Origin of the sequence: Neisseria sp. P0014.S002 (assembly GCF_051958295.1) — a bacterium.
Lineage (GTDB): Bacteria > Pseudomonadota > Gammaproteobacteria > Burkholderiales > Neisseriaceae > Neisseria > Neisseria flavescens_B.
The window spans coordinates 1-22,535 of sequence record NZ_JBQCVO010000003.1 but is presented as its reverse complement, the minus strand read 5'-3'; the positions used below and the strand labels follow the sequence as shown (position 1 = coordinate 22,535).

Sequence of the window (22,535 nt, the reverse complement as noted above, 5' to 3'; positions counted from 1 at the left end):
CATCTTTCAGGCAACCATTATGAACCCGAAAAAACTCGTTATCGCCAGTCGCGAAAGCCTGCTTGCCATGTGGCAGGCAAAACATATCCAAGGCCGTCTGAAAGCCCTGTATCCCGATTGCGAAGTCGAGATTTTGGGCATGACTACGCGTGGCGACCAGATTTTGGACAGAACTTTGTCAAAAGTTGGCGGTAAAGGCTTGTTTGTCAAAGAGTTGGAACAGGCTTTGTATGACGGCAGGGCCGACTTGGCCGTGCATTCGATTAAAGACGTACCGATGGATTTGCCTGAAGGTTTCGCGCTTGCAGCCATCGGCGAACGCGCCAATCCGTTTGACGCGTTTGTGTCCAACCAATACGCGCGTTTGGAAGAAATGCCTAAAGGTGCCATCGTCGGTACATCCAGCCTGCGCCGCGAAGCCCAGTTGCGTGCGCGCTATCCGCATTTGGTTATCAAACCTTTGCGCGGCAATGTGCAAACCCGTTTGTCCAAACTCGATAACGGCGAATACGACGCGATTATCTTGGCTGCCGCCGGTTTACAGCGTCTGGAATTGGACGAACGCATCCGCATGATTTTGTCGGAATCCGACAGCCTGCCTGCCGCCGGACAAGGCGCATTGGGTATTGAAATTGCAGCGCATCGCGAAGATTTGTATGAAGTCTTGAAGCCATTGAACCACGATACCACACATGCTTGCGTGACGGCCGAACGCGCGTTGGCGCGCGCTTTGGGCGGAAGCTGCCAAGTGCCGCTGGCCGCATATTGCACTGAAGAAAACGGCTTGCTGACCTTGCGCGGCTTGGTCGGCCATCCTGACGGTTCGGTCATTTTGCAGGCGGACGCGCAAGCCCCTGCCGAATACGCCGATGCCTTGGGTCGTGCAGTCGCTAAAAAATTGGCAGATGATGGTGCGGAAGAATTGATTGCCGCCGTATTGCAAGAACAGACTTAAAACAGCATAGATAATTTAAAAAGGCCGTCTGAAACTTTCAGACGGCCTTTATTTGTTGATGCTTAAGGATTCATAATCCGCGCAACCAAAGCTTTTTCTTTGCCCTGCATGTTAGGGATTTTGACCTGAATGCCGTTGCCTGGGGCAACATCGACAGGCTGGCCTTTGCGGGTCATTTGTTCCAATTTGATGGTTTGGTTGCCGCTCGGATGGATGATTTCGAGTGAATCGCCGATGGCAAAGCGGTTTTTGACTTCGATTGTCGCCCAGCCTTCGGCGTCGATTTCGGTAACGTGGCCGACATATTGGCTTTGTTTGGCGATGGAGTGGCCGGTCAGGTAGTTTTGGTAATCCTGAGTTTGGTGGCGCTCGAGGAAGCCGCTGGTGTAGCCGCGGTTGGCCAGGCCTTCGAGTTCGCTCAACAGGCTGTAATCAAACGGACGGCCTGCAACGGCATCATCAATCGCTTTACGGTAGGACTGGGCTACGCGTGCAACATAATAAAGCGATTTTGTGCGGCCTTCGACTTTGAGGCTGTCCACGCCGATTTTGGCCAGTTTCTCAACCACTTCAATGCCGCGAAGGTCTTTGGAGTTCATGATGTAGGTGCCGTGTTCGTCTTCCATAATCGGCATCATTTCGCCCGGGCGGTTGGACTCTTCAATCAGGAAAACTTTGTCGGCGTAGGGATGGCGTTTTTGACCGTTGATGCCTTCAAAGTTTTGGTTGGCTTCTTCTTGGGCTTTTTCAAAGTTGAAACCTTGCAGAAGCTGGGCATCACCTGCGTCGCTTTCGACGGCGTTGTGGACTTTGTAATCCCAACGGCAGGAGTTGGTGCAGGTGCCTTGGTTGGGGTCGCGGTGGTTGAAGTAGCCGGAGAGCAGGCAGCGGCCGGAGTAGGCGATACACAATGCGCCGTGAATGAAGACTTCGAGTTCGATATCCGGACATTCTTGGCGGATTTCGGCGATTTCTTCCATGCTCAATTCGCGCGACAGAATAATGCGTTCGACACCAATGTTTTGCCAGAATTTCACGCCCCAGTAGTTGGTGGTGTTTGCCTGTACGGATAGATGAATCGGCATTTCAGGCCATTTTTCGCGCACGGTCATGATCAAACCCGGATCCGCCATAATCAGCGCGTCGGGTTTCATGGCAATCAAGGGCTCCATATCGGAAACAAAGGTTTTGAGTTTGGAGTTGTGCGGCAGCGTATTGACGGTCAAAAAGAATTTTTTGTTGCGCTCGTGCGCTTCTTTAATGCCTTGCTCGAGAACGTCGAGTTTGGCAAATTCGTTGTTGCGGGCGCGCAGGGAGTAACGTGGGCTGCCGGCGTAAACGGCATCTGCGCCGTAATCGTAGGCGGCGCGCATACGTTCGAGGCCGCCTGCAGGCAATAAGAGTTCGGGTGCTTTCATGTTTTATGCTTTTTAAAATGTTTTCAGACGGCCTTTAAGGGAAGAGGGAAGGCCGTCTGAAAGATGTTTGAAGAATGGGCGGATTATCCGCTGTTTTTGTGTTTCGGTCAATTTTGTGTCGGGTTTGCGCTTTGTTTTTTATACGGAAAATGTCCTATATGGGCAAAGGTGAAAAGGGGCTGCAATTCATTGGAAATGTAAAAAAAGCAGGGTTGGGCGGAATAATTTAACAAAAAACCGTTCAAACAATGTATTTTCTTGTAAAATATCAAGCTTCATTTTAAAAAATATTCGGATTAGTTACCGATTTTGACCGACGGAAGGGTTATGGATTTTCGTTTTGACATTATTTATGAATACCGCTGGATGTTTTTATACGGCGTATTGACGACGCTGGGGCTGACGGTGGTTGCAACGGCAGGCGGCTCAATTTTGGGTTTGCTGCTGGCATTGGCGCGTTTGATCAATCCGGAAAAAGCCGGTGTGCCGATGCGTGCCTTGGCTTGGGTGTTGCGTAAGATTTCTTTTTGGTATGTTACGCTGTTCCGCGGTACGCCATTGTTTGTACAAATTGTGATTTGGGCTTATGTTTGGTTCCCATTTTTTGTTCATCCGGCCGACGGTGTGTTGATTAGTGGCGAAGCAGCCATTGATTTGCGCCGTTCTTATGGTGCGTTGATTGCCGGTTCTTTGGCTTTGATTGCAAACTCGGGTGCGTATATTTGTGAGATTTTCCGTGCCGGTATCCAGTCGATTGATAAAGGCCAAATGGAAGCTGCGCGTTCTTTGGGTCTGACCTATACTCAGGCGATGCGTTATGTGATTTTGCCTCAGGCTCTTCGCCGTATGTTGCCGCCATTGGCCAGTGAGTTTATTACGCTGTTGAAAGACAGCTCATTGCTTTCCGTCATCGGCGTGGCAGAGTTAGCTTATGTACAAAGCACGATTACCGGCCGCTATTCTGTCTATGAAGAGCCGCTTTATACAATCGCGCTGATTTATTTGGTGCTGACAAGCTTTTTGGGTTGGGTATTCCTGCGATTGGAAAGCCGTTACAATCCGCAACACCGCTAATCGGTTTGAATCAAAAAAGGAAGACTTTTTCAAGTCTTCCTTTTTTATTTGCCGTCAATGTTTCAGACGGCCTTGAATCAGAATGCTTCACCGACTTTGACACCGCCTGCGATGTCTTTTGGCGTTGCCAGTTTGGCAGTAGCCTGTTGGGCGGCTTGGAATTCTTCGGTTGCCATGATGTCGGCAGCTTCTTGTACGGTCAATGTGTTGGTCATGTATTGCCAACGTGCTGCCAAGTCGGTGTTTGCCGGTGCGTGGAAGCCGTCTCGCAATTCATCGACCAAGTCAGGGCGGTTACATACCAGTACAATATCGCAGCCTGCTTCAAAAGAAAGGCGGGCTCGTTCTTTAATACCGCCGACACCGCATGCGCCTTCCATGGTCAGGTCGTCTGAAAAGATAACGCCGTTAAATCCGATTTCTTGGCGCAGGATTTGTTTCAGCCATTTTTCGGAGAAGCCTGCAGGTTGGCTGTCTATTTGAGGATAGACGACGTGGGCAGGCATGACAGCGGCCATGCCTGCTTGGCTCAGTGCGCGGAAGGGGATAAGGTCGGCAGCTTCCAGCTCTTCGCGGCTGCGTTCATCGCAAGGCAGGACGTGATGGCTGTCGCCTTCGACAAAGCCGTGGCCAGGGAAGTGTTTGCCGCAAGATTTCATGCCGCCTTTGTTCAGGCCTTTTTGCAGGGCAAGGGCAAGCTGGGTGACGATGTTGGCGTCGCGGTGGAAACTGCGGTTGCCGATGACGGCGCATTGACCCCAGTCTAAATCCAAAACAGGTGTGAAGGATAGGTCGATACCGCAGGCGGAGAGTTCGGTTGCCAAAACCCAGCCGACTTGTTCTGCTTGGGCGCAGGCGGCTTCTTTGCCTTCGTTGTCCCAAATTTCGCCCAATACGTTCATGGCCGGCAGGCGGGTGAAGCCGTCAATAAAACGTTGAACCCGTCCGCCTTCGTGGTCGACGGCGATGATGAGTTCAGGTGTACGGACGGCTTTGATTTCTTGAACCAAAGCTTTGAGTTGGGAAACGTTTTCAAAGTTGCGACGGAACAAAATAACGCCACCGACGGCAGGGTCGAGCAGGCGTTGTTTTTCTTCTTCGGTCAGATGATAGGCGGCGACGTCGGCCATGACTGGGCCACGTGGAAGATGAGGCGTATTCATTGTTTTGTCCTGAATAATGTATCTATTGGATAATCGTTATGTTCAGACGGCCTGAGAGTGTGGAAATATCTCAGGCCGTCTGAATATTGGTTTTGAATTAGGCAGTTGCTTTTTTCTTATCTTTTAAGATCAAAATCAACACAACCATCACGATGCCGGTTACCACAAAACCCAAAGGTGCAGAGCCGGTCATGCCCAGTGCGAGGTAGCCTGTGGCAGCAGACGCGGCTACGGTCAGCGCGTAAGGGAATTGCGAGGTAACGTGGTCGATGTGGTTACAGTGTGCGCCGGTAGAAGAGAGGATGGTGGTGTCGGAAATTGGCGAACAGTGGTCGCCAAATACGGCACCGGCCATTACGGCAGACATGCAAGGGATAATCAGCGATGGTTCGACTTTGACGGCCATGGCGGCGGCAATCGGCAACATGATGCCGAATGTACCCCAGCTTGTGCCGGTAGCGAAGGCCATCACGCCTGCGAGCATAAACAAAATCACGGGCAGGAAGCCTGCGTGGATATTGCCTGCTACCAAAGTGGAGAGGTATTCGCCGGTGTGCATTTCGCTGACAACGGTGCTGATAATCCATGCCAAAATCAAGATGGTAATGGCACCGCGCATAGAGATGATGCCCTGCCAAATGGCTTTAGGGTAGTCGCTGGTTTTGATGGTGCCGATGGTGCAGAGGATGACGGCCAATACGCCGCAAGTACCGCCGAACACAAGGGAAGTGTTCACGTCGGTATTTTCAAATGCGCTGAGCAAAGAGAAAGTTTCAGAAGCTTGTGCGCCAGTGTAAATCATGGCGGAAACAGTGGTAATGATCAGTACCAAAACCGGCACAATCAGCGCGAATACACGGCCGTTGGGATGACCTGTTTCAACGGTTTCATCATGAATTTCATTCAAAGCGGCGCGTTCCAAACGAGCCATAGAGCCGATGTCGAATGAGAACCAGGCAACAATAAACACCATAATCAATGCGAAGACGGCGTAGTAATTCATCAGACTCATGGCCACGAATGCGCCCATTGGTGTGTAGTCTGTGATGTTGTAAGTCACCAAAAGGCCGGCCAAAGTAGCGATAATCGATGCCCCCCAGCTGGATACCGGCATCAAAACGCACATCGGTGCGGCAGTGGAGTCAAGGATATAAGCCAGTTTGGCGCGGGAAACTTTGAATTTGTCGGTTACAGGGCGGGCAATCGCACCGACGGCAAGGCTGTGGAAATAGTCGTCAATAAAGGTGACGAATACCAGACAGGCAGTCAGCAGCTTCGCACCGCGACGGCCTTTGATGTGCTGTTTTGCCCAATCGGCAAATGCCTGATTACTGCCGGAATGCGTCAGCAGGGAAGTGAAAATCCCCAAAAGCACCAAAAAGAGCAGGATTTTGGGTTTGCCCAAAGACCAATCGCCGTCTGCCCAAGTTAGGCTGACCGCCATGTCTTTTAAGTGAACCAAGGCATCGAGTGGATGACCGCCTACCAGCAGGAATGAGCCGACGATAATGCCGACACCCAGGGACAGCAATACACGGCGCGTGGCAATAGCCAAGGCGAGCGCAATGGCTGCCGGGACGATAGATAAAATAGAATTCGAATAATTAATAAGTTGCATAATTATATTGTGTATAAGCGGTGAAATATTTTCAGACGGCCTAAATTGGAAGGCGGATAACAAAATACCCACCGCCTCTGACAGATGGGTATTTTATCATTTAACACATCATCATGCCGTCTGAAAATCTTGCTATTGCAGATTTAGCGCGAGGAACAAAGTATTGCCTTCGCGTTGTACCAAAAGCGGTACGTTTTTGCCTGCGCTTTCCAATGCGCTACGGAAAGTGGATTCGTCATTGACGCTGATTTGGCTGACGGCAATAATTTCGTCGCCGCGTTTGAGGCCGGCACGTTCGGCCGCACCGCTAACGCGCAGAACGATTAAGCGTTGTTTGCCGTCTGCGTTTTCAACCTGCAAAGTTAGGCCTGCATTTTCAACGGTAAATCCGTCATGGCCGCCTTCGTGTTGCGGGTGTTCGGCTTCTTTTGCAGAAGTTTCCGTTTGTTCGGCTGCGCTGCCAAGTTTGACTTTGACATCGGTTTGTTTGCCGCCGCGCCAAATGCTCAAAGTCACTTCTTTGCCCGGCATCATCGAGCCGACCATGACCGGCAAGTCGCTGGAGGCACGGACTTCTTCTCCGTTTACGCTGCGGACAATATCGCCGACTTGCAACCCGGCTTGTTGCGCTGCGCTGTTCGGCATGATTTTGGCAATCAGCGCGCCGCTTGCTTTGTCCAAACCGAAAGATTTGGCCAAATCGTAAGAAACTTCTTGGATAACCACGCCTAATTGACCGCGTTGGACTTTGCCGTTGGCTTTTAATTGATCGGCCACATTCATGGCAACATCAATCGGAATGGCAAACGAAATACCCATGAAACCGCCGCTTCGGCTGTAAATTTGCGAGTTGATGCCGACTACTTGGCCGCGGAGGTTGAATAACGGGCCGCCTGAGTTGCCGGGGTTGATGGCAACGTCGGTTTGGATGAACGGCGTGTAGTTTTCATTCGGCAGGCTGCGGCCTTTAGCGGAGACGATGCCTGAAGTTACGCTGTTGTCAAAGCCGAAAGGTGCGCCGATGGCGGCTACCCATTCGCCCGGTTTCAAATCTTTCGGATTGCCGATTTTGACAACCGGCAAGTCTTCTTGCGGCTCAATTTTTAAGAGGGCAACGTCGGATTGGGCGTCTGAGCCGACCAGTTTGGCCGTGTATTCGCGTTTGTCGTTGAGCAGGACTTTGATATTGCCCATGCCAGCAACCACGTGGGTATTGGTCAGGATATAGCCGTCTTTGCTGATGATGAAGCCGGAGCCGAAATTCAGATCGTCGCTTTCGGTATCTTCTTGCGGCATGTCTGGCATATTGGGAACAAGGCGTTTGAAGAACTCGTAAAACGGATCGTTGTCGGGAAATTGGCTCAGGTCCATGCTGTGGTCGTCATCCGGTGTCGCAGAGCGTTTTGCCGGTGTCGCTTGAATATTGACGACGGCCTGTCCTTCGTTTTGCACCAGTTGGGCGAAGTCGGGCAACAACATACCGACTTTTCCGTCATCGGTATTGGTTTCAATACGTTGAACGAGTTCTTTGTTTTCGTCTTTGTCGAAAAAGGTGCTGACTTTGTCGCAACCTGAAAGAAGGGAAGCTGAGAGGACAGCAAGGGCCAGATATGTGTTTGTTTTAATATGCACGAAAGTTCCTTTTGCCGGTGCCTATCGTATTGTCGGCATGCGTTTGAATCGGCAGGCAGTTTTATTGTTTGAATGCTGTTTAAATGTATAAGGTAGGATTTTTACACTTTAACGGTTTTTTTTCAAGCATTTCATTTTAAATGAAAAAATGATAATTGGGATTTTATTGTTTTAAGGCCGTCTGAAAACTTTTGAATATGACCTGTCGGTCGGTTCGCTTTTTTCAGACGGCCTTTAAATTGTGGTCAGTCGTGTTGATCCAAATGGTAGATCTGTGCCACGGCATCGATTAATTCGCTGTTGTCCGAGCCAGCTTTATTGAGCGTGCGTGTCGGAGAGTGGAGCAGTTTGTTGGTCAACTGAATGGAGAGGCGTTCGAGGACATCCTCGGCGGATACGCCTTTTGCCAGTTGCTTCATGGCATTTTCCAATACTTGGCGGCGTGCACGTTCACCTTCGTCGCGCAAGGCGCGGATAAGCGGAACGCTTTGGCGGTTTTTCTGTAGGCGGATAAATTCGCTGACTTTTTCTTCCACCATGCTTTCAGCCGCCGCAGCTGCTTTTTTGCGCGCATCTTTACCGCTTTGGACAATGTCCATCATGTCGTCTACGGTATAGAGATATGCGTCTTCCAATTCGCCGACTTCGGCTTCGATATCGCGCGGAACAGCCAAATCCAGCAGGAAAACAGGCATGTTGTGGCGTTTTTTCAATGCGCGTTCGACCATGCCTTTGCCGACGAGTGGGAGTTGGCTGGCAGTGGAAGAAACAACCACGTCGTAATCGTGAAGAATATCGGGCAATTCGTTCAGCAGGCAAGCTTCGGCGTTGACACCGAGTTTGTCGCACAATTCCTGCGCGCGCTGGTGTGTGCGGTTGGCAACGGTAATGAGCTTGGGATTTTTGGCGGCAAAATAAGTAGCCACCAGCTCAATCATTTCGCCTGCGCCGATAAAAAGGACGTTCAGATCAGAAATGGAAGGGAAGATTTGCTCTGCCATTTTGACCGATGCAGAAGCCATGGAGACGGAGTTTTCGCCGACAGCAGTGTCGGTACGCACTTCTTTGGCAACGGCAAAGGTTTTTTGAAACAGGGCGTTTAAGTGGGTGTTGATGCTTTCCTGTTCTTGCGCAACGCGGACGGCATCTTTGATTTGACCGAGAATTTGCGGTTCGCCCAAGACCATGGAATCTAAACCGCAGGCGACGCGGAAGGCGTGGCGGACGGTTTCATTATTATCTAAGGTATAGAGGTAAGGGCGGATTTCTTCGGCAGGCAGGTCGTGATATTGTGCCAACCAGTCGATGATTTTTTCGGTTTCGCCGACGCAGTAAAGCTCGGTGCGGTTGCAGGTAGAAAGAATGACTGCTTCTTCCGCCGCCTCACTACGCGCGAGGTTGGACACGGCATCCGGCAGATTTGCAGCTGCAAATGCCAGTTTTTCGCGTATGCTCAAGGGCGCGGTTTGGTGATTGAGTCCGACGACGGTAAGTTGCATGGTTATGGTATGACTGGGTAGTGTGTGTGGTGGGTATTATAGCTTAAGTGGGCTTTAAAATGAATGTGTTGGGGGAGAAGATGCAATGAGGTTTGCCATCGAAAAGGCCGTCTGAAAAGATTCAGACGGCCTTTTATCAAGAAAGGCTTAAACGGCTTCAGCTTCTTCTGCCAAGAAACCGCGCAGTTTTTGCATAGCTTTGGCTTCGATTTGGCGGATGCGTTCGGCAGATACGCCGTATTCGGCAGCCAATTCGTGCAGGGTCAAACCGCCATCGTCTTGCAACCAGCGGCTTTCAACGATACGGCGGCTGCGGTCGTCCAGTTGTGCCAAGGCGTTTTGCAGACCTTCGGTTTGCAGGGCGTAGTGGGCTTGTTTGGACAACTGGCGGCTAGGCTCTGCATCGTGATCGGCCAACCAGTCGATAGGGGCGAAGTTGTCTTCGTCATCGTTGTTTTCTGCCATGATGCCGATATCGTGACCGGTCATGCGTTGTTCCATTTCCAAGACTTCGGACAATTTGACGCCCAAATCGTCGGCGATTTCTTGCGCTTCTTTTGGAGACAAGGCATTCAGGTTTTTACGCATGCTGCGCAGATTGAAGAACAGTTTGCGTTGCGGTTTGGTTGTGGCAACGCGGACCAAACGCCAGTTGCGCAAAATGAATTCATGGATTTCGGCTTTAATCCAATGCACGGCAAACGAAAACAGGCGCGCGCCGCGGCTCGGTTCGTAGCGTTTGACGGCTTTCATCAGGCCGATATTACCTTCTTGAATCAGGTCGGCTTGGTTGAGGCCGTAGCCGTCGTAACCGCGTGCAATGGATACGACGACGCGAAGATGAGACAGAATAAGCTGTTTGGCGGCGTTGAGATCGCCTTTTTGTTGACGTTCGGCCAGTTGTGTTTCTTCTTCGGCAGTCAGCATGGGAATGCTGTTGACAGTATGAATGTATTGCTCGAGGCTACCGTTGCCGCTGTGGATAACGGGTAATGCAAAAGCTTTATTCATAAAGGATACTCTCCTTGATTGGGCCGTCTGAAAACGGCTTTTTGTTTATTGTGTGACAAGCAGTATAACACTGCCTGTGGTTTGTTTTGTTATGGGTTGGATTTTTTCTGTAAATTAACGATAGATCCAATAGTTTTTACTGCTTGAATCGCAAGGGTTGATTGTCTTAGAAAATTTGAGTGATTTGCTAGGTTTTGGCTAAGTATATTACAAACATTTCTGTATGTAAATAGTTTTGGTGATAAAAAAGACCTTGTATAACAAGGTCTTAAAAATTTTTTATTCTGGTTTTTTCCGGCCAATCAGGATAAGGAATACGCCGATAACGGCCAAAATGCTGATAAGCCATGTTGAGCCGCCTGCTTTCATATAAGGCGTTTCGCCGATATAGCCTTTAACGTGGCCTTCGAGGACGGTTTCTGTATCCGGTTGGGCTTCGGCAACAATCGTACCTTTAGGGGAAATAATGGCGGTCGCGCCGGTATTGGTGGCGCGAACCATGTAGCGGCCCAGTTCCATTGCACGCGCTTGGGACTGTTGAAGCTGCTGGTACATGGCATTGGACTTGCCATACCACGCCATATTGCTGATGTTGGCAAGCAAGGTGGAGCGTTTCGCCGTTGCAATGAGTTCGTCGCCGAAACCGTCTTCATAGCAGATATTGAAGGCGACTTTTTGATCTTTCATCACCAAAGGCGCTTGGTTGTCGCCGCCTTTTTGAAAGTCGGCCAAAGGCATATCCATCATTTTATAGAGGCGCTCGGTAATGGTGGGCAAGGGCTTGTATTCGCCAAATGGAACGAGGTGGTTCTTGGCGTAGTAGGGGATGGTATCGGAAGTGCTGTTGTGATAGTCGCTCAAATTGATGACTGCATTTTCGTAGCCGTTGCCGTCGGGCGTATATTGGCTGATACCGATGGCCAACGCGCTGCCGTTGCTTTGCGCTTGCTCGGCGAATTGTTCCAAGATGCCTTCGGGCAGGTCTTGGCGCATCAGTGGCAGGGCGGTCTCGGGCAGGATGACGATGTCAGCACTGGTTTTGCTGATTTGTTCGTAGTATTTCTGAATGGTTGGGATGATTTGCTCTTCTTTCCATTTCAGATTTTGCTCGATATTGCCTTGAATCAGGGCAACCGTGCTGGTGCTGCCGTCAGGGCGGGTGTATTCGGTTTGTTGGGAAATGTAGCCGACGGAGCAGAGTGCAACGATAAGGAATAAGGGCAGGAGGCGGTGTTTCAGACGGCCGTGGTTGTCAATCAGCAACACCAGCCATGCGCTGAGAAAAGCGGTTGCCAGCGTGACCATATGAATGCCGCCCAAAGGCGCGAAGCCTGCCAACGGGCTGTCTTTGATGATTTGGGAATAGCCGATTGCACCCCAGCCGAATCCAGTCAGGAAACGTTCGCGGGCAAATTCTGCCAGCGTCCACAAAATCGGCAGCAGGAGGCCGGTTTTGGCCCAGCGCGACAGGTTGCATTTTCTCCACACCCAAAAACAGATGGCCGGATAAAGCGCAAGAAATGCCGGCAGCAGGAAGGTGAGGGGGATGGCGTATGAATCCGGCAAACCCGAAACATCATGCAAGGCAGTGTGTATCCAATAAAACTGCGCCGTATAACCGATTAATCCGAACAGATAGGCAGTCATGACGGCAAAGCGTGGACGCAATTCAATCAGGCGTATCAGCGCGCCAAACAACAGCGGCATCAGCCAGAAATGATAATACGGGGCGAAAGTGAACGGTGTCGCGGCGGCAATCAAGATGACCAGCGGCCAGTAAAGCAGCGGATGTTGCCAATATTGTTCGAGTTTACGGAAAATATTCATGCTTTAAATGGTATTGAGGCCGTCTGAAAAGTTTTCAGACGGCAGGGAAACAAAATCAGTCTTTTTGAAACAATTTCATTGCAGGCAGGACGATTGCGCAAGCCAATGCACCGGCGGCTACTCCGACCACCAAGTTGGCGATATGTTCCATCATGCCGCTGTCCCAATGCTGTGCGTGGAGGAAATCGTGCAAAAAGCCAAGGTTGTGGGTGATCAGTCCGCCGCCAACCAAGAACATCGCCAGCGTGCCGACAATGCTCAAGCCACGCATAAACCAAGGCATAAATGAAATCAAACTGCGTCCGATACCTTGCACAGCAACGCTTTTTTGGCGCATCAACATCATGCCGAGGTCGTCAAGTTTGACGATAATGCCGACCAAACCATAGACCAATGCCGTCATGCCGACACCGATGGCGGCCATAACCAAAGAACGCGTCATCAGGTCATATTTTTCAACAACGCCCAGCGCGATAATAATAATTTCGGCGGAGAGGATGAAATCTGTGCGGACCGCGCCTTTCACTTTTGTTTTTTCGTCTGTGACTTCAGGCTCGGCATCGTGTCCGTCTTCGTGTTCATTGCGGTGCAAGAATTTGTGCAACAGTTTTTCCACGCCTTCAAAACACAAATAAACACCGCCGATCATCAACAAGGGCGTAATCAGCGCTGGCAGGAAAGCGGAAAGCAACAGTGCAAGCGGCACCAGAATCAGCTTATTGACCAGAGAGCCTTTTGCTACCGCCCAAATAATCGGCAATTCGCGCTCGGCGGATACGCCGGTTACCTGATTGGCGTTGAGCGCCAAATCGTCACCGACCACGCCGGCGGTTTTTTTTGCGGCGACTTTGGTCATCATCGCTACGTCGTCCAAAACGGCGGTAATGTCGTCCAAAAGCGTAAAGAGAGAGGCGAAGGCCATAATGTTGTCCGGATAAAATCAAATAAACGCGCGATTATATATGAAAATTCAGTTGCTTGAATGGTTTCAGACGGCCTTTGACGGAAATTAACCAAAGGCCGTCTGAAAATGCTATTTCGGCGTATAACGTCCAGCCATGGCTTTATACACCATATTTTCGTATTTCAAGGCTTCATAGCGTTGGTTCAGTAGGTTTTGCGCCGAGCTGTATTCCGAATTCAAAGCCTCCAGCCAGTCTTTCAGCTCGTTTTTACCGTGTTGGTAGCGTACTTGATAGTAATGGCTGTTTTTCTTGTCCAACTGATAACGCTGTTCTTGATTGGCAAGGCTGGCCTGCGCGTTTTTGTAGGCAAGGTAATTGGTGTTGACCTCGTTGAGCGCGGTAGTCAGGGCTTTTTCAAAATTCAGCTTGGCACTGTCCATCTCCGCTTGTACGGTTTTGTCTTTCCATTTCATGATCTGCCAATTAAGGAAAGGCAGATTGATGGTGGCCGATCCGCCTAACATAGGGATATTGAACGTGCTTTTCGCTTTATCGGAAGACGTACTCAAACTTGCGCCCAAAGTAATCGACGGATACCAACTGCGTTTTTGCGCGTTGACCGATTGCTGCGACGCCTGCAGGCGGTATTCGGCGGCGCGCAGGTCGGGGCGGTTGGCTAAAACGGTAATCGGTACGTCCAAGTTCACGCCTTTGACCGGCAGCAGGCGGAATTGTGCCGGATCGGCGGCCATGTTTTCAGACGGCCTTAAATTCAATAAATTACGCAAAACCTGTTTTTGCGTATCCAAATTGTTTTGCAAAGACAACAGGCTGTTTTCTGCGCTCAGCAATGACTGTTTGGCTTGGGTCGGCTGGCTTGAATCGGCCCGGCCATAGCGGAACTTGGCATTCGCAATGCGGTTGATTTCCTGGTATTGCTTCAGCGATTTTTTCGCCAACTCGATGGCTTCGTTCAGGTAGGAGATATTGAAATACGCATCGGCGACATTATTAATCAAAGTCAGGCGTGTATTGGCCATGTCTTCATGCGTGGCTTGGTATTCCCATACCTGCGCATCGGCAGTGGCACTGAGTTTGCGCCACAAATCCAATTCGTAGCTCAAACCAAGCTGGCTGCTGAAGGTATTGCCATGGCTGCCGGTTTTCAGGTTTTTAGAAGCGTTCGCGCCCAACGATCCGCTGAACGAAGGCACCAAATCCGCGCCCAAAATATTGGCTTGATACAAAGCTTTGTTGACGCTGATGGCGGCCTGTTTCAAATCGACATTGTTCGCCAGCGCCTGCTCCATCAGCGCATTGAGCTGCTGGCTTTGGTAGATTTCCCACCAGTTGCCGTTTACATCGTAGCGTTCGGCAGTTTCCGCCGCGCTCATGACTTGGCCGGTCGCTTCCAGCGTCAGGTTCGGATTGGCTTTAGGCGCGGCGCACGCACTTAGGGCAAGGGCAACAGCCAATGATAAGGCTGCTTGGGAAAAAGGTTTCGTCTTCATAAAAAATCTTTCGGGTAACAGCATTTCAGACGGCCCTAAAATAATAGGCCGTCTGAAACATAATCAATCCTGAGCCAGCGCATCAATCGGGTTGAGCTTGGAAGCCTTGTTGGCAGGCATAAAGCCGAACGCGACGCCGATGGCGGTGGAGCAGACGACTGCGCCGATGACGGAAGTCATGGAAATGCTCATTGGGAAGTCGGTAACAAAATAGTTGAACACCAGGCTGATGCTTGCGGACAGCAATACGCCGGACAGGCCGCCGATGATACAGATTAAGACGGCCTCAATCAGGAACTGTTGCAAAATATTGTTGCGGCGTGCGCCGATTGCCATGCGAACGCCGATTTCTTTGGTGCGCTCGGTAACGGAGACCAGCATGATGTTCATCACGCCGATACCGCCGACCACCAAAGAGATGACCGCGATGGAAGAAATCAGCAGCGTCATGGTGCCGGTTGTGCTTTCCACCATTTCTTTGATGCTGTCGCTGTTGTTCATAAAGAAGTCTTCTGTACCGTGGCGTGCTTTCAGCAGCTCGGTCAGGCTTTTTTCGGCAACCTGTGTGTTGGCATCGTCTTTGATTTTGACAACGATGGAGTTGGTATAGCTTTCGCCGGTAATTTGGTGCATGACCGTTGTATAAGGCGACCAAAGCATCAGCGAGTCGGAATTGCCAAATGAGTTGTCATCCTTTTTCATAATGCCGATGACGGTGAGCGGGCGTTTTTTGAAGAGGATGGTTTTGCCTAAAGGATTGACGCCTTCGCCGAAGAGTTTGGTTTTGGTGTTTTGGTCGATAACGACGACTTGGGCATCAGTTTTTACATCGTCATCATCAAACAGACGGCCTTCTTCCAATTTCAAACCGCGCACGTCGAAATATTGTTCGCCTACGCCGTAAAGCGAGGCGGTCAGGTCGGTGTTGCGGTAGGTCAAGGTGCCACCGGAGTTGGTTTGAGGAGTGGCAGAGGCGACATAGCTTTGTTGGCTGATGGCTTTTGCATCATTAATCGTCAGTGTTTTGATTCGTCCGCTGCGGCGGTCGCCAAAACCACGGCCGGGGAAGATGCTGATGGTGTTTGTGCCCATCGAGTTGATGTCTTCCAAGATTTTTTGTTGCGAGCCATTACCCAATGCCACTACTGATACCACCGAAGCGATACCGATGATAATCCCCAGCATGGTCAGCAGCGAACGCATTTTGTGCGCCATAATCGCCTGTACCGACATTTTGAATGCTTCCATAAATTGATCGTAATAAAACGACCAAGAAGCTTTTTCTTTAATCCGTTCTACTTTGCTTGGCGGAATATCGGGATTTTTAGACGTATCCGAAATAATCTGACCGTCGCGGATTTCGATGACGCGGTTTGCATTTGCCGCAATGCCCGGATCGTGGGTGACCATAATCACGGTATGCCCGTCTTCGTGCAGCTTGTGGATGATTTCCATCACGTTTTTACCGCTGGCGGTATCCAATGCGCCGGTCGGCTCGTCGGCGAAGATGATTTCGCCGCCGTTCATCAACGCGCGGGCAATCGAAACGCGTTGTTGCTGACCGCCGGAAAGTTCGCTGGGTTTGTTGCTTTCTTTATTTTGCAAACCCAAATCGCCCAACAGTTTTTCCGCACGTTCCGCGCGCTCTTTACTGTCCATGCCCATATACACGGCAGGTAGGGCGACGTTGTCTCGGGCGGTCAGCGAGCTTAACAGGTTGTAACGCTGGAAAATAAAGCCGAAACGCTCACGGCGCAAAGCCGCCAGCTCATCCGGCTGCATTTGCGATGTTTCGATGCCATCGATTTGATAAGAGCCGGAAGTAGCGGTATCCAGACAGCCCAAAATATTCATCAGCGTCGATTTGCCTGAACCGGACTGGCCGATAATCGCCACAAAGTCGCCTTTCTCAATAGAAAGGCTGACATCTTTCAATACGTGCACACGGTTTTCACCGCTACCAAAAAAACGGTTGATATTCTTACATTCGATTAAACTCATAATCTTTCCGGGCGAAAAATAGAAATACAGGAACTAAGGCCGTCTGAAACACAGCCAAATCTTTCAGACGGCCTTAATCAATCAGCGAGGAGGGCCGCCACCCATCATCGCGCGTTCGCTGCTCTTATTCTTTTCATCTGCGCTCATTTCAGAAATGATTACTTTTTCGCCTTCCTTCAAGCCGCTTTTGATTTCGGTATTCATGCTGTCTTTCAGGCCGACGGTCACTTCGCGTTCTACCGCTTTATTGTCTGCACCCAAAACGCTGACAAATGATTTGCCGTTATGCTTTTTCACGGTCAGTGTCGGTACCAGCAAGACATTCTTCACGCCGTTGATTTCGATCGTGTTTTGAGTGGTCATGCCGATAGAAAGTTTGCCGTCCTGATTCGGTACTAGAGCGCGGGCATAGTAGTAAATCGCATTTGAAGTTGTGTCCGTGCTGCTGGTGTAGCTGCCCAAAGACATGGTAGTCAGGCCGGGGTCGACGCTGTCTAATTTTGCTTTAATCGGGGTGTCCGGTTCAGACAAAATGGTGAACGAAATATCCTGACCGGCTTTGACTTTCGTGATGTCGCCTTCGGCAATCTGCATTTTGTTTAACATGGTTTCCAAGTTAGCCAGTTGGATGATGGTCGGCGTAGATTGCGCCGCATTGACGGATTGGCCTTCTTCAACAGGAATGGCGACCACAGTGCCGTCCATGGTAGCGGTGATCCGCGTGTGGCCCAGTTCGGATTCGGCCGTATTGATGGAGATTTTGGATTGTTTGATGGAGGCTTTCAGTTCGGCAACATTGGCTTTGGCTGCGGCTAAAGAGTCTTGTGCAGATTCCAAGTCTTCTTTGGAAGTTGCCTGTTCTTTCCATAAGGCAAGTTCGCGTTTATATTTTTTCTCCGCACTGGAAAGTGCGATTTCGGCAGAAACCAATTTTGCCTGATAGGTTTCCAGTTTGGATTTTTCGGTATTTAAGGTATTGATCTGATTGGTTGAGTCGATTTCTGCAATCAGATCGCCTTTTTTCACTTGTTGGCCCAGTTTTACATACAGTTTTTTAATCTGACCTGAAGCTTCCGCGCCTACGGATACCAAATTGGAAGGTGAGATTTCGCCGGTTGCCGACACGGTTTGACGGATATCGCCGCGTTTGACTACTTCTGTAATAAAAGAAGACTGAGGCTCAGGCTTCATCAAAGACCAGCCGCCGAAAGCCGCTGCTACTACAACAGCCGTACCGGCCGCCCACTTGAAAACTTTAGACATATAAAAGAAACCAATTCAATAAAATAACGTCGCAGACAAGCAACAAATGTATTGATAGAAACAAAAAAACAACTGGATTTTACTGTAAAGACCAAGTCCAACCAAGAGACGGTCGGCTTAAATTGAAGTTTAACGTATTGAAATAAAAAATAAAGGGCAGTAAACATTTTTCAGAACTTGCACCTCATTTACATAAATTCCCAAACCCCCTCCGAATCTGAACATTTAAGCCGCAAGAAAACTACTATAATATTCACGTCTTATTCTAATTATTCACGACATAAATACAATGAAACACCAACAAGGCTTCACGCTTATCGAGCTGCTGATAGTCGTTGTGATTGCAGCCATTCTTGCTACCATCGCATATCCGTCTTATCAAAACTACATCCGCCAAACGCGCCTTGCCGCCGTCCGCACGCAGATGCTTCATAACGCTCAACAGCTGGAACGCTACTACACTCAAAAAAGTACATTTGTAGGATTTCCTGCTGAAAATTTACAGCAGAATCAATATTTCAATATTAGTTTTTCCGAAGGTACAGCTTCTATGCCTAATCCTTCCGATTCAGGTTATATTTTGAAGGCTGAACCCAATAAAGAAACCAACGCTAATGAAACCTGTACCGTTTATTACAACGACAGCGGTATCATCTGGGCAAACAGCGACAAGCAAAACTGTCCCGGTTATGAAATGCCAAAATCAGAATAAATCGAGATATAAAAGGCCGTCTGAATTTCAGACGGCCTTTTTGATGGTTTGGCTGTATAAGCACATTAGCTTAAACAGAGCAAAGATCGGTAATCTCGATCCGATGTGAAATCAATTTTCGCCTTTGCGGTGCGGTTCGTCAGGGCGGATGCGTGAAGCCAGTTGGTCGAGAATGCCGTTGACGAATTTATGGCCATCGGTGCCGCCGAAAGTTTTGGTGACTTCGATGGCTTCGTTGATGATGACAGGGTAGGGGGTTTCAGGCATGGTGCTCAGCTCATGGCAGGCAACCAGCAAAACGGCGCGTTCGATGGGGCTGAGGTCTTTCTCGTCGCGGTCGAGCAGGGGGCTGATTTTTTCCATGTATTCTTCGGCATGGGTTTGTGCGCCGAAAAACAGGTTGTTGAACAGTTCTTCATCCATATTGGATGTTTGGGACAGTTCGTGGATGTTTTTGGCAATTTCGGGAGCGGCGGTTTTGTTGATGCCTGCTTGATAAATAGCTTGTACGGCAAGCTCGCGTGCGCGGCGGCGTGGGCTTTTCATGGGTATTCCTTGTGAAGAGAGTGCCGATGGTTGTCGGCTGAATATTGAATGATTCAGACGGCCTCAATGTCATGATTGAGAGGCCGTCTGAAAATATGCGGTATTCAATACGGGGAGAAGCTTATTCTTCGTCGTCTTCGTATTGTTCTGACAAAAGATGGTTGACCAAGTTGGCACATTCTACGGCAACTTTGGCGGCATCGGAGGCTTTTTCTTCGATGCGTGCAACGGCTTGTTCGTCGTTTTCAGTCGTTAGGATGGCGTTGGCGATAGGGATGTTGTAGTCAAGGGCAACGCGGCTGACACCTGCGCCGGACTCATTGGATACCAATTCAAAGTGGTAGGTTTCGCCACGAATGACAACGCCGATGGCAATCAAGGCATCGAATTGTTCGGATGAAGCGAGGTTCATCAGTGCGATAGGCACTTCAAGCGCACCAGGAACGGTGGCAAGCGTGATGTTGTCTTCGGATACGCCCAATTCTTTTAAGGTACGGCAGCAAACTTTGACCATTTTGCTGCCGATTTCGTTGGTAAAGCGGGCTTGAACGATGCCGATGCGCAGGTTGGTGCCATCGAGGCGTGGTTCGATAATGTTCATGATGATTCCTTCAATATTGGTGAAATAGGGATTCGGCTCGGTTTCAGACGGCCTTGTTATAAAGAAGGCTGTCTGAAACGAAATGGGTGGATTATTCTTGCGGCTGCCAATCGGCAACGGCTTGGAACTCGCCGTCTTCGTTCAATTCCCACGCGCTGCCTTCTGCCTGAGTCAGCAGGGGCGCGATGTCGGGATTGTCTGCGGTAATGGCGGAGAGGCTGACAATGCTGAAGTTGTCGGGATTGTCGGTGTATTCGTCGGTTTCGTCGCCGCTGAAAATACGCCAGCCGCTGTCGTTTTCAAATACGGGGGCTTCGCGGTAGAGGAAGCCGACGGGCTCGCCTTGTTCGGCGACGGTGTTGGTGACGATGCAGCGGTCGAGCGCCGCAGCCAATGCTTGGGCAAATTTGTTCATGGAGTTGGCAAAGAGATGATTTGGCATGATTTTACACGATTCGCCGCTTTTCCGCACGGATGTGTGCAGGGGCGGTTTGATGGTACAATGTCGGTCGAGTGCCGTCAGGTTTGAACATGACGGCTTTTGATTGTTTATCGGCTTGAGGGACGCAAGAAACAATGAGCCAAAATAAAAAAGTTGCCGGTGTAGCCTTTTTATTTTGTTTCACTGCGGATGAGGCGTATTTCAGGCTGTTTTTTGAAAGTATGGAATGAAACCTGATTTGCTCAAACAGCAGGCGCATCGAGCGATTCAAAAGCGCCTGGGCTATGAGTTCCGCAATATGGAGCTGCTTCAGCAGGCTTTGACCCACCGCAGCTACAATGTCAAACACAATGAGCGTTTTGAATTTGTCGGCGATTCGATTTTGAACTATTCTGTGGCGCGGATGTTGTTTGACGCGTTTCCGAAATTGTCGGAAGGCGAGTTGTCGCGGATGCGCGCGGCTTTGGTGAATGAAGGCGTGTTGGCTGAAATCGCGTTGGAAATGAATGTCGGCGACGGTTTGTATTTGGGTGCCGGCGAGTTGAAGAGCGGCGGTTTCAGACGGCCTTCGATTTTGGCCGACGCGATGGAGGCGATGTTTGCGGCGGTCAGCTTTGACGCGGATTTTTCTGCGGCGGAAAAAGTGGTTCGCCATTTGTTTGCGGAACGCGTGAAACGTGCGGATTTGAACATCGGCAAAAAAGACAGTAAAACCGCTTTGCAGGAAGCCTTGCAGGCACGCCGCTTTGCCCTGCCGAAATATCGAATCGAAGAGCAGGCGGAGCAGACGGCCGATGCGATGTTTGTGATTTCCTGCGATTTGGGCGAACTCGGCTTTATCTGCAATGCACGCGGCAGCAGTCGGAAAGTGGCCGAGCAAAAAGCGGCATGTGAAGCCTTGGAATGGTTGGAACAGAAGTTCCCTTTAAAAAAATCTAAAAAATAATATTTCAGACGGCCTTTGAGCAAATGCAAAGGCCGTCTGAAACAATCAAGAAAGTCATATATAAATGGATATAGAAACCTTTTTACAAAACGAGTCGCAACACCCGACAGATTATCGTTGCGGCTTTGTTGCCATCGTGGGTCGCCCGAATGTCGGCAAATCCACGCTGATGAACCATTTAATCGGTCAGAAAATCAGTATTACCAGTAAAAAAGCACAAACCACGCGCAACCGTGTAACCGGTATTTACACCGACGACACGGCGCAATTTGTGTTTGTCGATACCCCGGGTTTCCAAACCAATCACCGCAATGCCTTGAATGACCGTCTTAATCAAAACGTAACCGAAGCGTTGAGCGGCGTGGATGTGGTGGTTTTTGTGGTGGAAGCCATGCGTTTTACCGATGCCGACCGCGTGGTGTTGAAGCAGTTGCCTAAGCATACGCCTGTGGTATTGGTGGTCAATAAAATCGATAAAGACAAAGCCAAAGACAAATTTGCGCTTGAGGCGTTTATCAATGAAGTGCGCCAAGAGTTTGAGTTTGCCGCCAGCGAGGCAGTCAGCGCGAAACATGGTCTACGTATCGCCAATTTGCTGGAATTACTCAAGCCGTATCTGCCGGAAAGTATCCCGATGTATCCGGAAGATATGGTCACGGACAAATCCAGCCGATTCCTGGCGATGGAAATTGTGCGCGAAAAACTGTTCCGCTATTTGGGCGAAGAGTTGCCGTATGCGATGAATGTTGAAGTGGAGCAGTTTGAGGAAGAGGAAAGCGGACTGTTCCGCATTTATATCGCAGTGTTGGTCGATAAAGACAGCCAAAAGGCGATTTTGATTGGCAAGGGTGGGGAGAAATTGAAGAAAATTTCTACTGAAGCACGTCTTGATATGGAAAAATTATTTGATACCAAAGTCTTCTTGAAGATTTGGGTGAAAGTGAAATCCGGTTGGGCAGACGATATTCGTTTTCTGCGCGAATTGGGACTGTAATGTAATGTGTGTTTGAACAAAGGCCGAGACCTTTGCAAAATTCCCCAAAATCCCCTAAATTCCCACCAAGACATTTAGGGGATTTCTCATGAGCACCTTCTTTCAGCAAACCGCCCAAGCCATGATTGCCAAACACATCGACCGTTTCCCACTATTGAAGTTGGATCAGGTGATTGATTGGCAACCGATCGAACAATACCTGAATCGTCAAAGAACCCGTTACCTTCGAGACCACCGCGGCCGTCCCGCCTATCCCCTGTTATCCATGTTCAAAGCCGTCCTGCTCGGACAATGGCACAGCCTCTCCGATCCCGAGCTCGAACACAGCCTCATTACCCGCATCGATTTCAACCTGTTTTGCCGTTTTGACGAACTGAGCATCCCCGATTACAGCACCTTATGCCGCTACCGCAACTG

20 protein-coding genes are annotated in these 22,535 nt (G+C 49.8%); 6 read left to right on the top strand and 14 right to left on the bottom strand.

The window, feature by feature from the left end; translation table 11 throughout:
• Nucleotides 1–19: 19 nt before the first annotated feature.
• Entirely contained in the window at nt 20–955 is a 936-nt protein-coding gene (hemC, locus tag ACTHSX_RS04505) for a hydroxymethylbilane synthase (RefSeq protein WP_152332590.1), read from the top strand.
• A 62-nt stretch (nt 956–1,017) separates the two neighbouring features.
• Here the strand turns inward: hemC and trhP are convergent, their stop codons facing one another.
• Nucleotides 1,018–2,373: a prephenate-dependent tRNA uridine(34) hydroxylase TrhP gene (trhP, locus tag ACTHSX_RS04500; RefSeq protein WP_440377026.1), complete on the bottom strand. Its 1,356-nt coding sequence runs from the start codon at nt 2,371–2,373 to the stop codon at nt 1,018–1,020.
• Between the two features lie 327 nt (nt 2,374–2,700).
• On the opposite strand from trhP, the gene ACTHSX_RS04495 reads away from it, so the two are divergent.
• Nucleotides 2,701–3,447, top strand: a complete 747-nt coding sequence (locus tag ACTHSX_RS04495) for an amino acid ABC transporter permease (RefSeq protein WP_003684370.1) — start codon at nt 2,701–2,703, stop codon at nt 3,445–3,447.
• A 77-nt stretch (nt 3,448–3,524) separates the two neighbouring features.
• Here the strand turns inward: ACTHSX_RS04495 and nagZ are convergent, their stop codons facing one another.
• The 10 genes from nagZ to ACTHSX_RS04445 form a co-directional block, all read right to left on the bottom strand.
• On the bottom strand, nt 3,525–4,610 hold the full coding sequence (gene nagZ, locus ACTHSX_RS04490) for a beta-N-acetylhexosaminidase (RefSeq protein ID WP_440377027.1): 1,086 nt from the start codon (nt 4,608–4,610) through the stop codon (nt 3,525–3,527).
• A gap of 97 nt (nt 4,611–4,707) precedes the next feature.
• A complete protein-coding gene (locus ACTHSX_RS04485) occupies nt 4,708–6,228 on the bottom strand; it encodes a Na+/H+ antiporter NhaC family protein (protein ID WP_440377028.1) in 1,521 nt (506 codons plus the stop codon).
• Nucleotides 6,229–6,360: 132 nt separating this feature from the next.
• A complete protein-coding gene (locus ACTHSX_RS04480; RefSeq protein WP_004519688.1) occupies nt 6,361–7,860 on the bottom strand; it encodes a DegQ family serine endoprotease in 1,500 nt (499 codons plus the stop codon).
• 245 nt (nt 7,861–8,105) lie between these two features.
• A complete protein-coding gene (gene hemA, locus ACTHSX_RS04475; RefSeq protein ID WP_003684306.1) occupies nt 8,106–9,359 on the bottom strand; it encodes a glutamyl-tRNA reductase in 1,254 nt (417 codons plus the stop codon).
• A 147-nt stretch (nt 9,360–9,506) separates the two neighbouring features.
• Complete coding sequence (gene rpoH / locus ACTHSX_RS04470; protein ID WP_004519690.1) at nt 9,507–10,370, bottom strand: RNA polymerase sigma factor RpoH; 864 nt, start codon at nt 10,368–10,370, stop codon at nt 9,507–9,509.
• 279 nt (nt 10,371–10,649) lie between these two features.
• Entirely contained in the window at nt 10,650–12,197 is a 1,548-nt protein-coding gene (lnt, locus tag ACTHSX_RS04465) for an apolipoprotein N-acyltransferase (RefSeq protein WP_004519692.1), read from the bottom strand.
• A 55-nt stretch (nt 12,198–12,252) separates the two neighbouring features.
• A complete protein-coding gene (locus tag ACTHSX_RS04460) occupies nt 12,253–13,119 on the bottom strand; it encodes a DUF808 domain-containing protein (RefSeq protein WP_049344865.1) in 867 nt (288 codons plus the stop codon).
• Nucleotides 13,120–13,230: 111 nt separating this feature from the next.
• Nucleotides 13,231–14,613, bottom strand: a complete 1,383-nt coding sequence (locus ACTHSX_RS04455; RefSeq protein WP_440377029.1) for a TolC family protein — start codon at nt 14,611–14,613, stop codon at nt 13,231–13,233.
• 63 nt (nt 14,614–14,676) lie between these two features.
• Nucleotides 14,677–16,614, bottom strand: coding sequence for a MacB family efflux pump subunit (locus ACTHSX_RS04450; RefSeq protein WP_440377030.1), 1,938 nt, complete (start codon nt 16,612–16,614; stop codon nt 14,677–14,679).
• Nucleotides 16,615–16,695: 81 nt separating this feature from the next.
• Nucleotides 16,696–17,877, bottom strand: coding sequence for an efflux RND transporter periplasmic adaptor subunit (locus ACTHSX_RS04445; RefSeq protein ID WP_295864299.1), 1,182 nt, complete (start codon nt 17,875–17,877; stop codon nt 16,696–16,698).
• A 289-nt stretch (nt 17,878–18,166) separates the two neighbouring features.
• Between ACTHSX_RS04445 and ACTHSX_RS04440 the strand changes: the two genes are divergently transcribed.
• The gene (locus ACTHSX_RS04440) at nt 18,167–18,589 is read left to right on the top strand and encodes a type IV pilin protein (RefSeq protein WP_063075363.1); all 423 of its coding nucleotides are present in this window, start codon (nt 18,167–18,169) and stop codon (nt 18,587–18,589) included.
• A gap of 111 nt (nt 18,590–18,700) precedes the next feature.
• Here the strand turns inward: ACTHSX_RS04440 and nusB are convergent, their stop codons facing one another.
• The 3 genes from nusB to ACTHSX_RS04425 form a co-directional block, all read right to left on the bottom strand.
• Nucleotides 18,701–19,135, bottom strand: a complete 435-nt coding sequence (gene nusB, locus ACTHSX_RS04435; protein ID WP_440377031.1) for a transcription antitermination factor NusB — start codon at nt 19,133–19,135, stop codon at nt 18,701–18,703.
• A gap of 121 nt (nt 19,136–19,256) precedes the next feature.
• On the bottom strand, nt 19,257–19,736 hold the full coding sequence (gene ribH, locus ACTHSX_RS04430; RefSeq protein ID WP_440377032.1) for a 6,7-dimethyl-8-ribityllumazine synthase: 480 nt from the start codon (nt 19,734–19,736) through the stop codon (nt 19,257–19,259).
• A gap of 91 nt (nt 19,737–19,827) precedes the next feature.
• Nucleotides 19,828–20,151: a DUF2185 domain-containing protein gene (locus ACTHSX_RS04425; RefSeq protein ID WP_003748560.1), complete on the bottom strand. Its 324-nt coding sequence runs from the start codon at nt 20,149–20,151 to the stop codon at nt 19,828–19,830.
• A gap of 253 nt (nt 20,152–20,404) precedes the next feature.
• Here ACTHSX_RS04425 and rnc point away from each other — a divergent pair, with 253 nt between their 5' ends.
• From rnc to ACTHSX_RS04410, 3 genes are all read left to right on the top strand, one after another.
• Nucleotides 20,405–21,124, top strand: a complete 720-nt coding sequence (gene rnc, locus ACTHSX_RS04420; RefSeq protein WP_440377033.1) for a ribonuclease III — start codon at nt 20,405–20,407, stop codon at nt 21,122–21,124.
• Between the two features lie 64 nt (nt 21,125–21,188).
• Complete coding sequence (gene era / locus ACTHSX_RS04415) at nt 21,189–22,118, top strand: GTPase Era (RefSeq protein WP_036493257.1); 930 nt, start codon at nt 21,189–21,191, stop codon at nt 22,116–22,118.
• Between the two features lie 88 nt (nt 22,119–22,206).
• Nucleotides 22,207–22,535 (top strand): transposase (locus ACTHSX_RS04410; protein ID WP_143824106.1); only part of this gene is annotated, 329 nt, incomplete at its 3' end.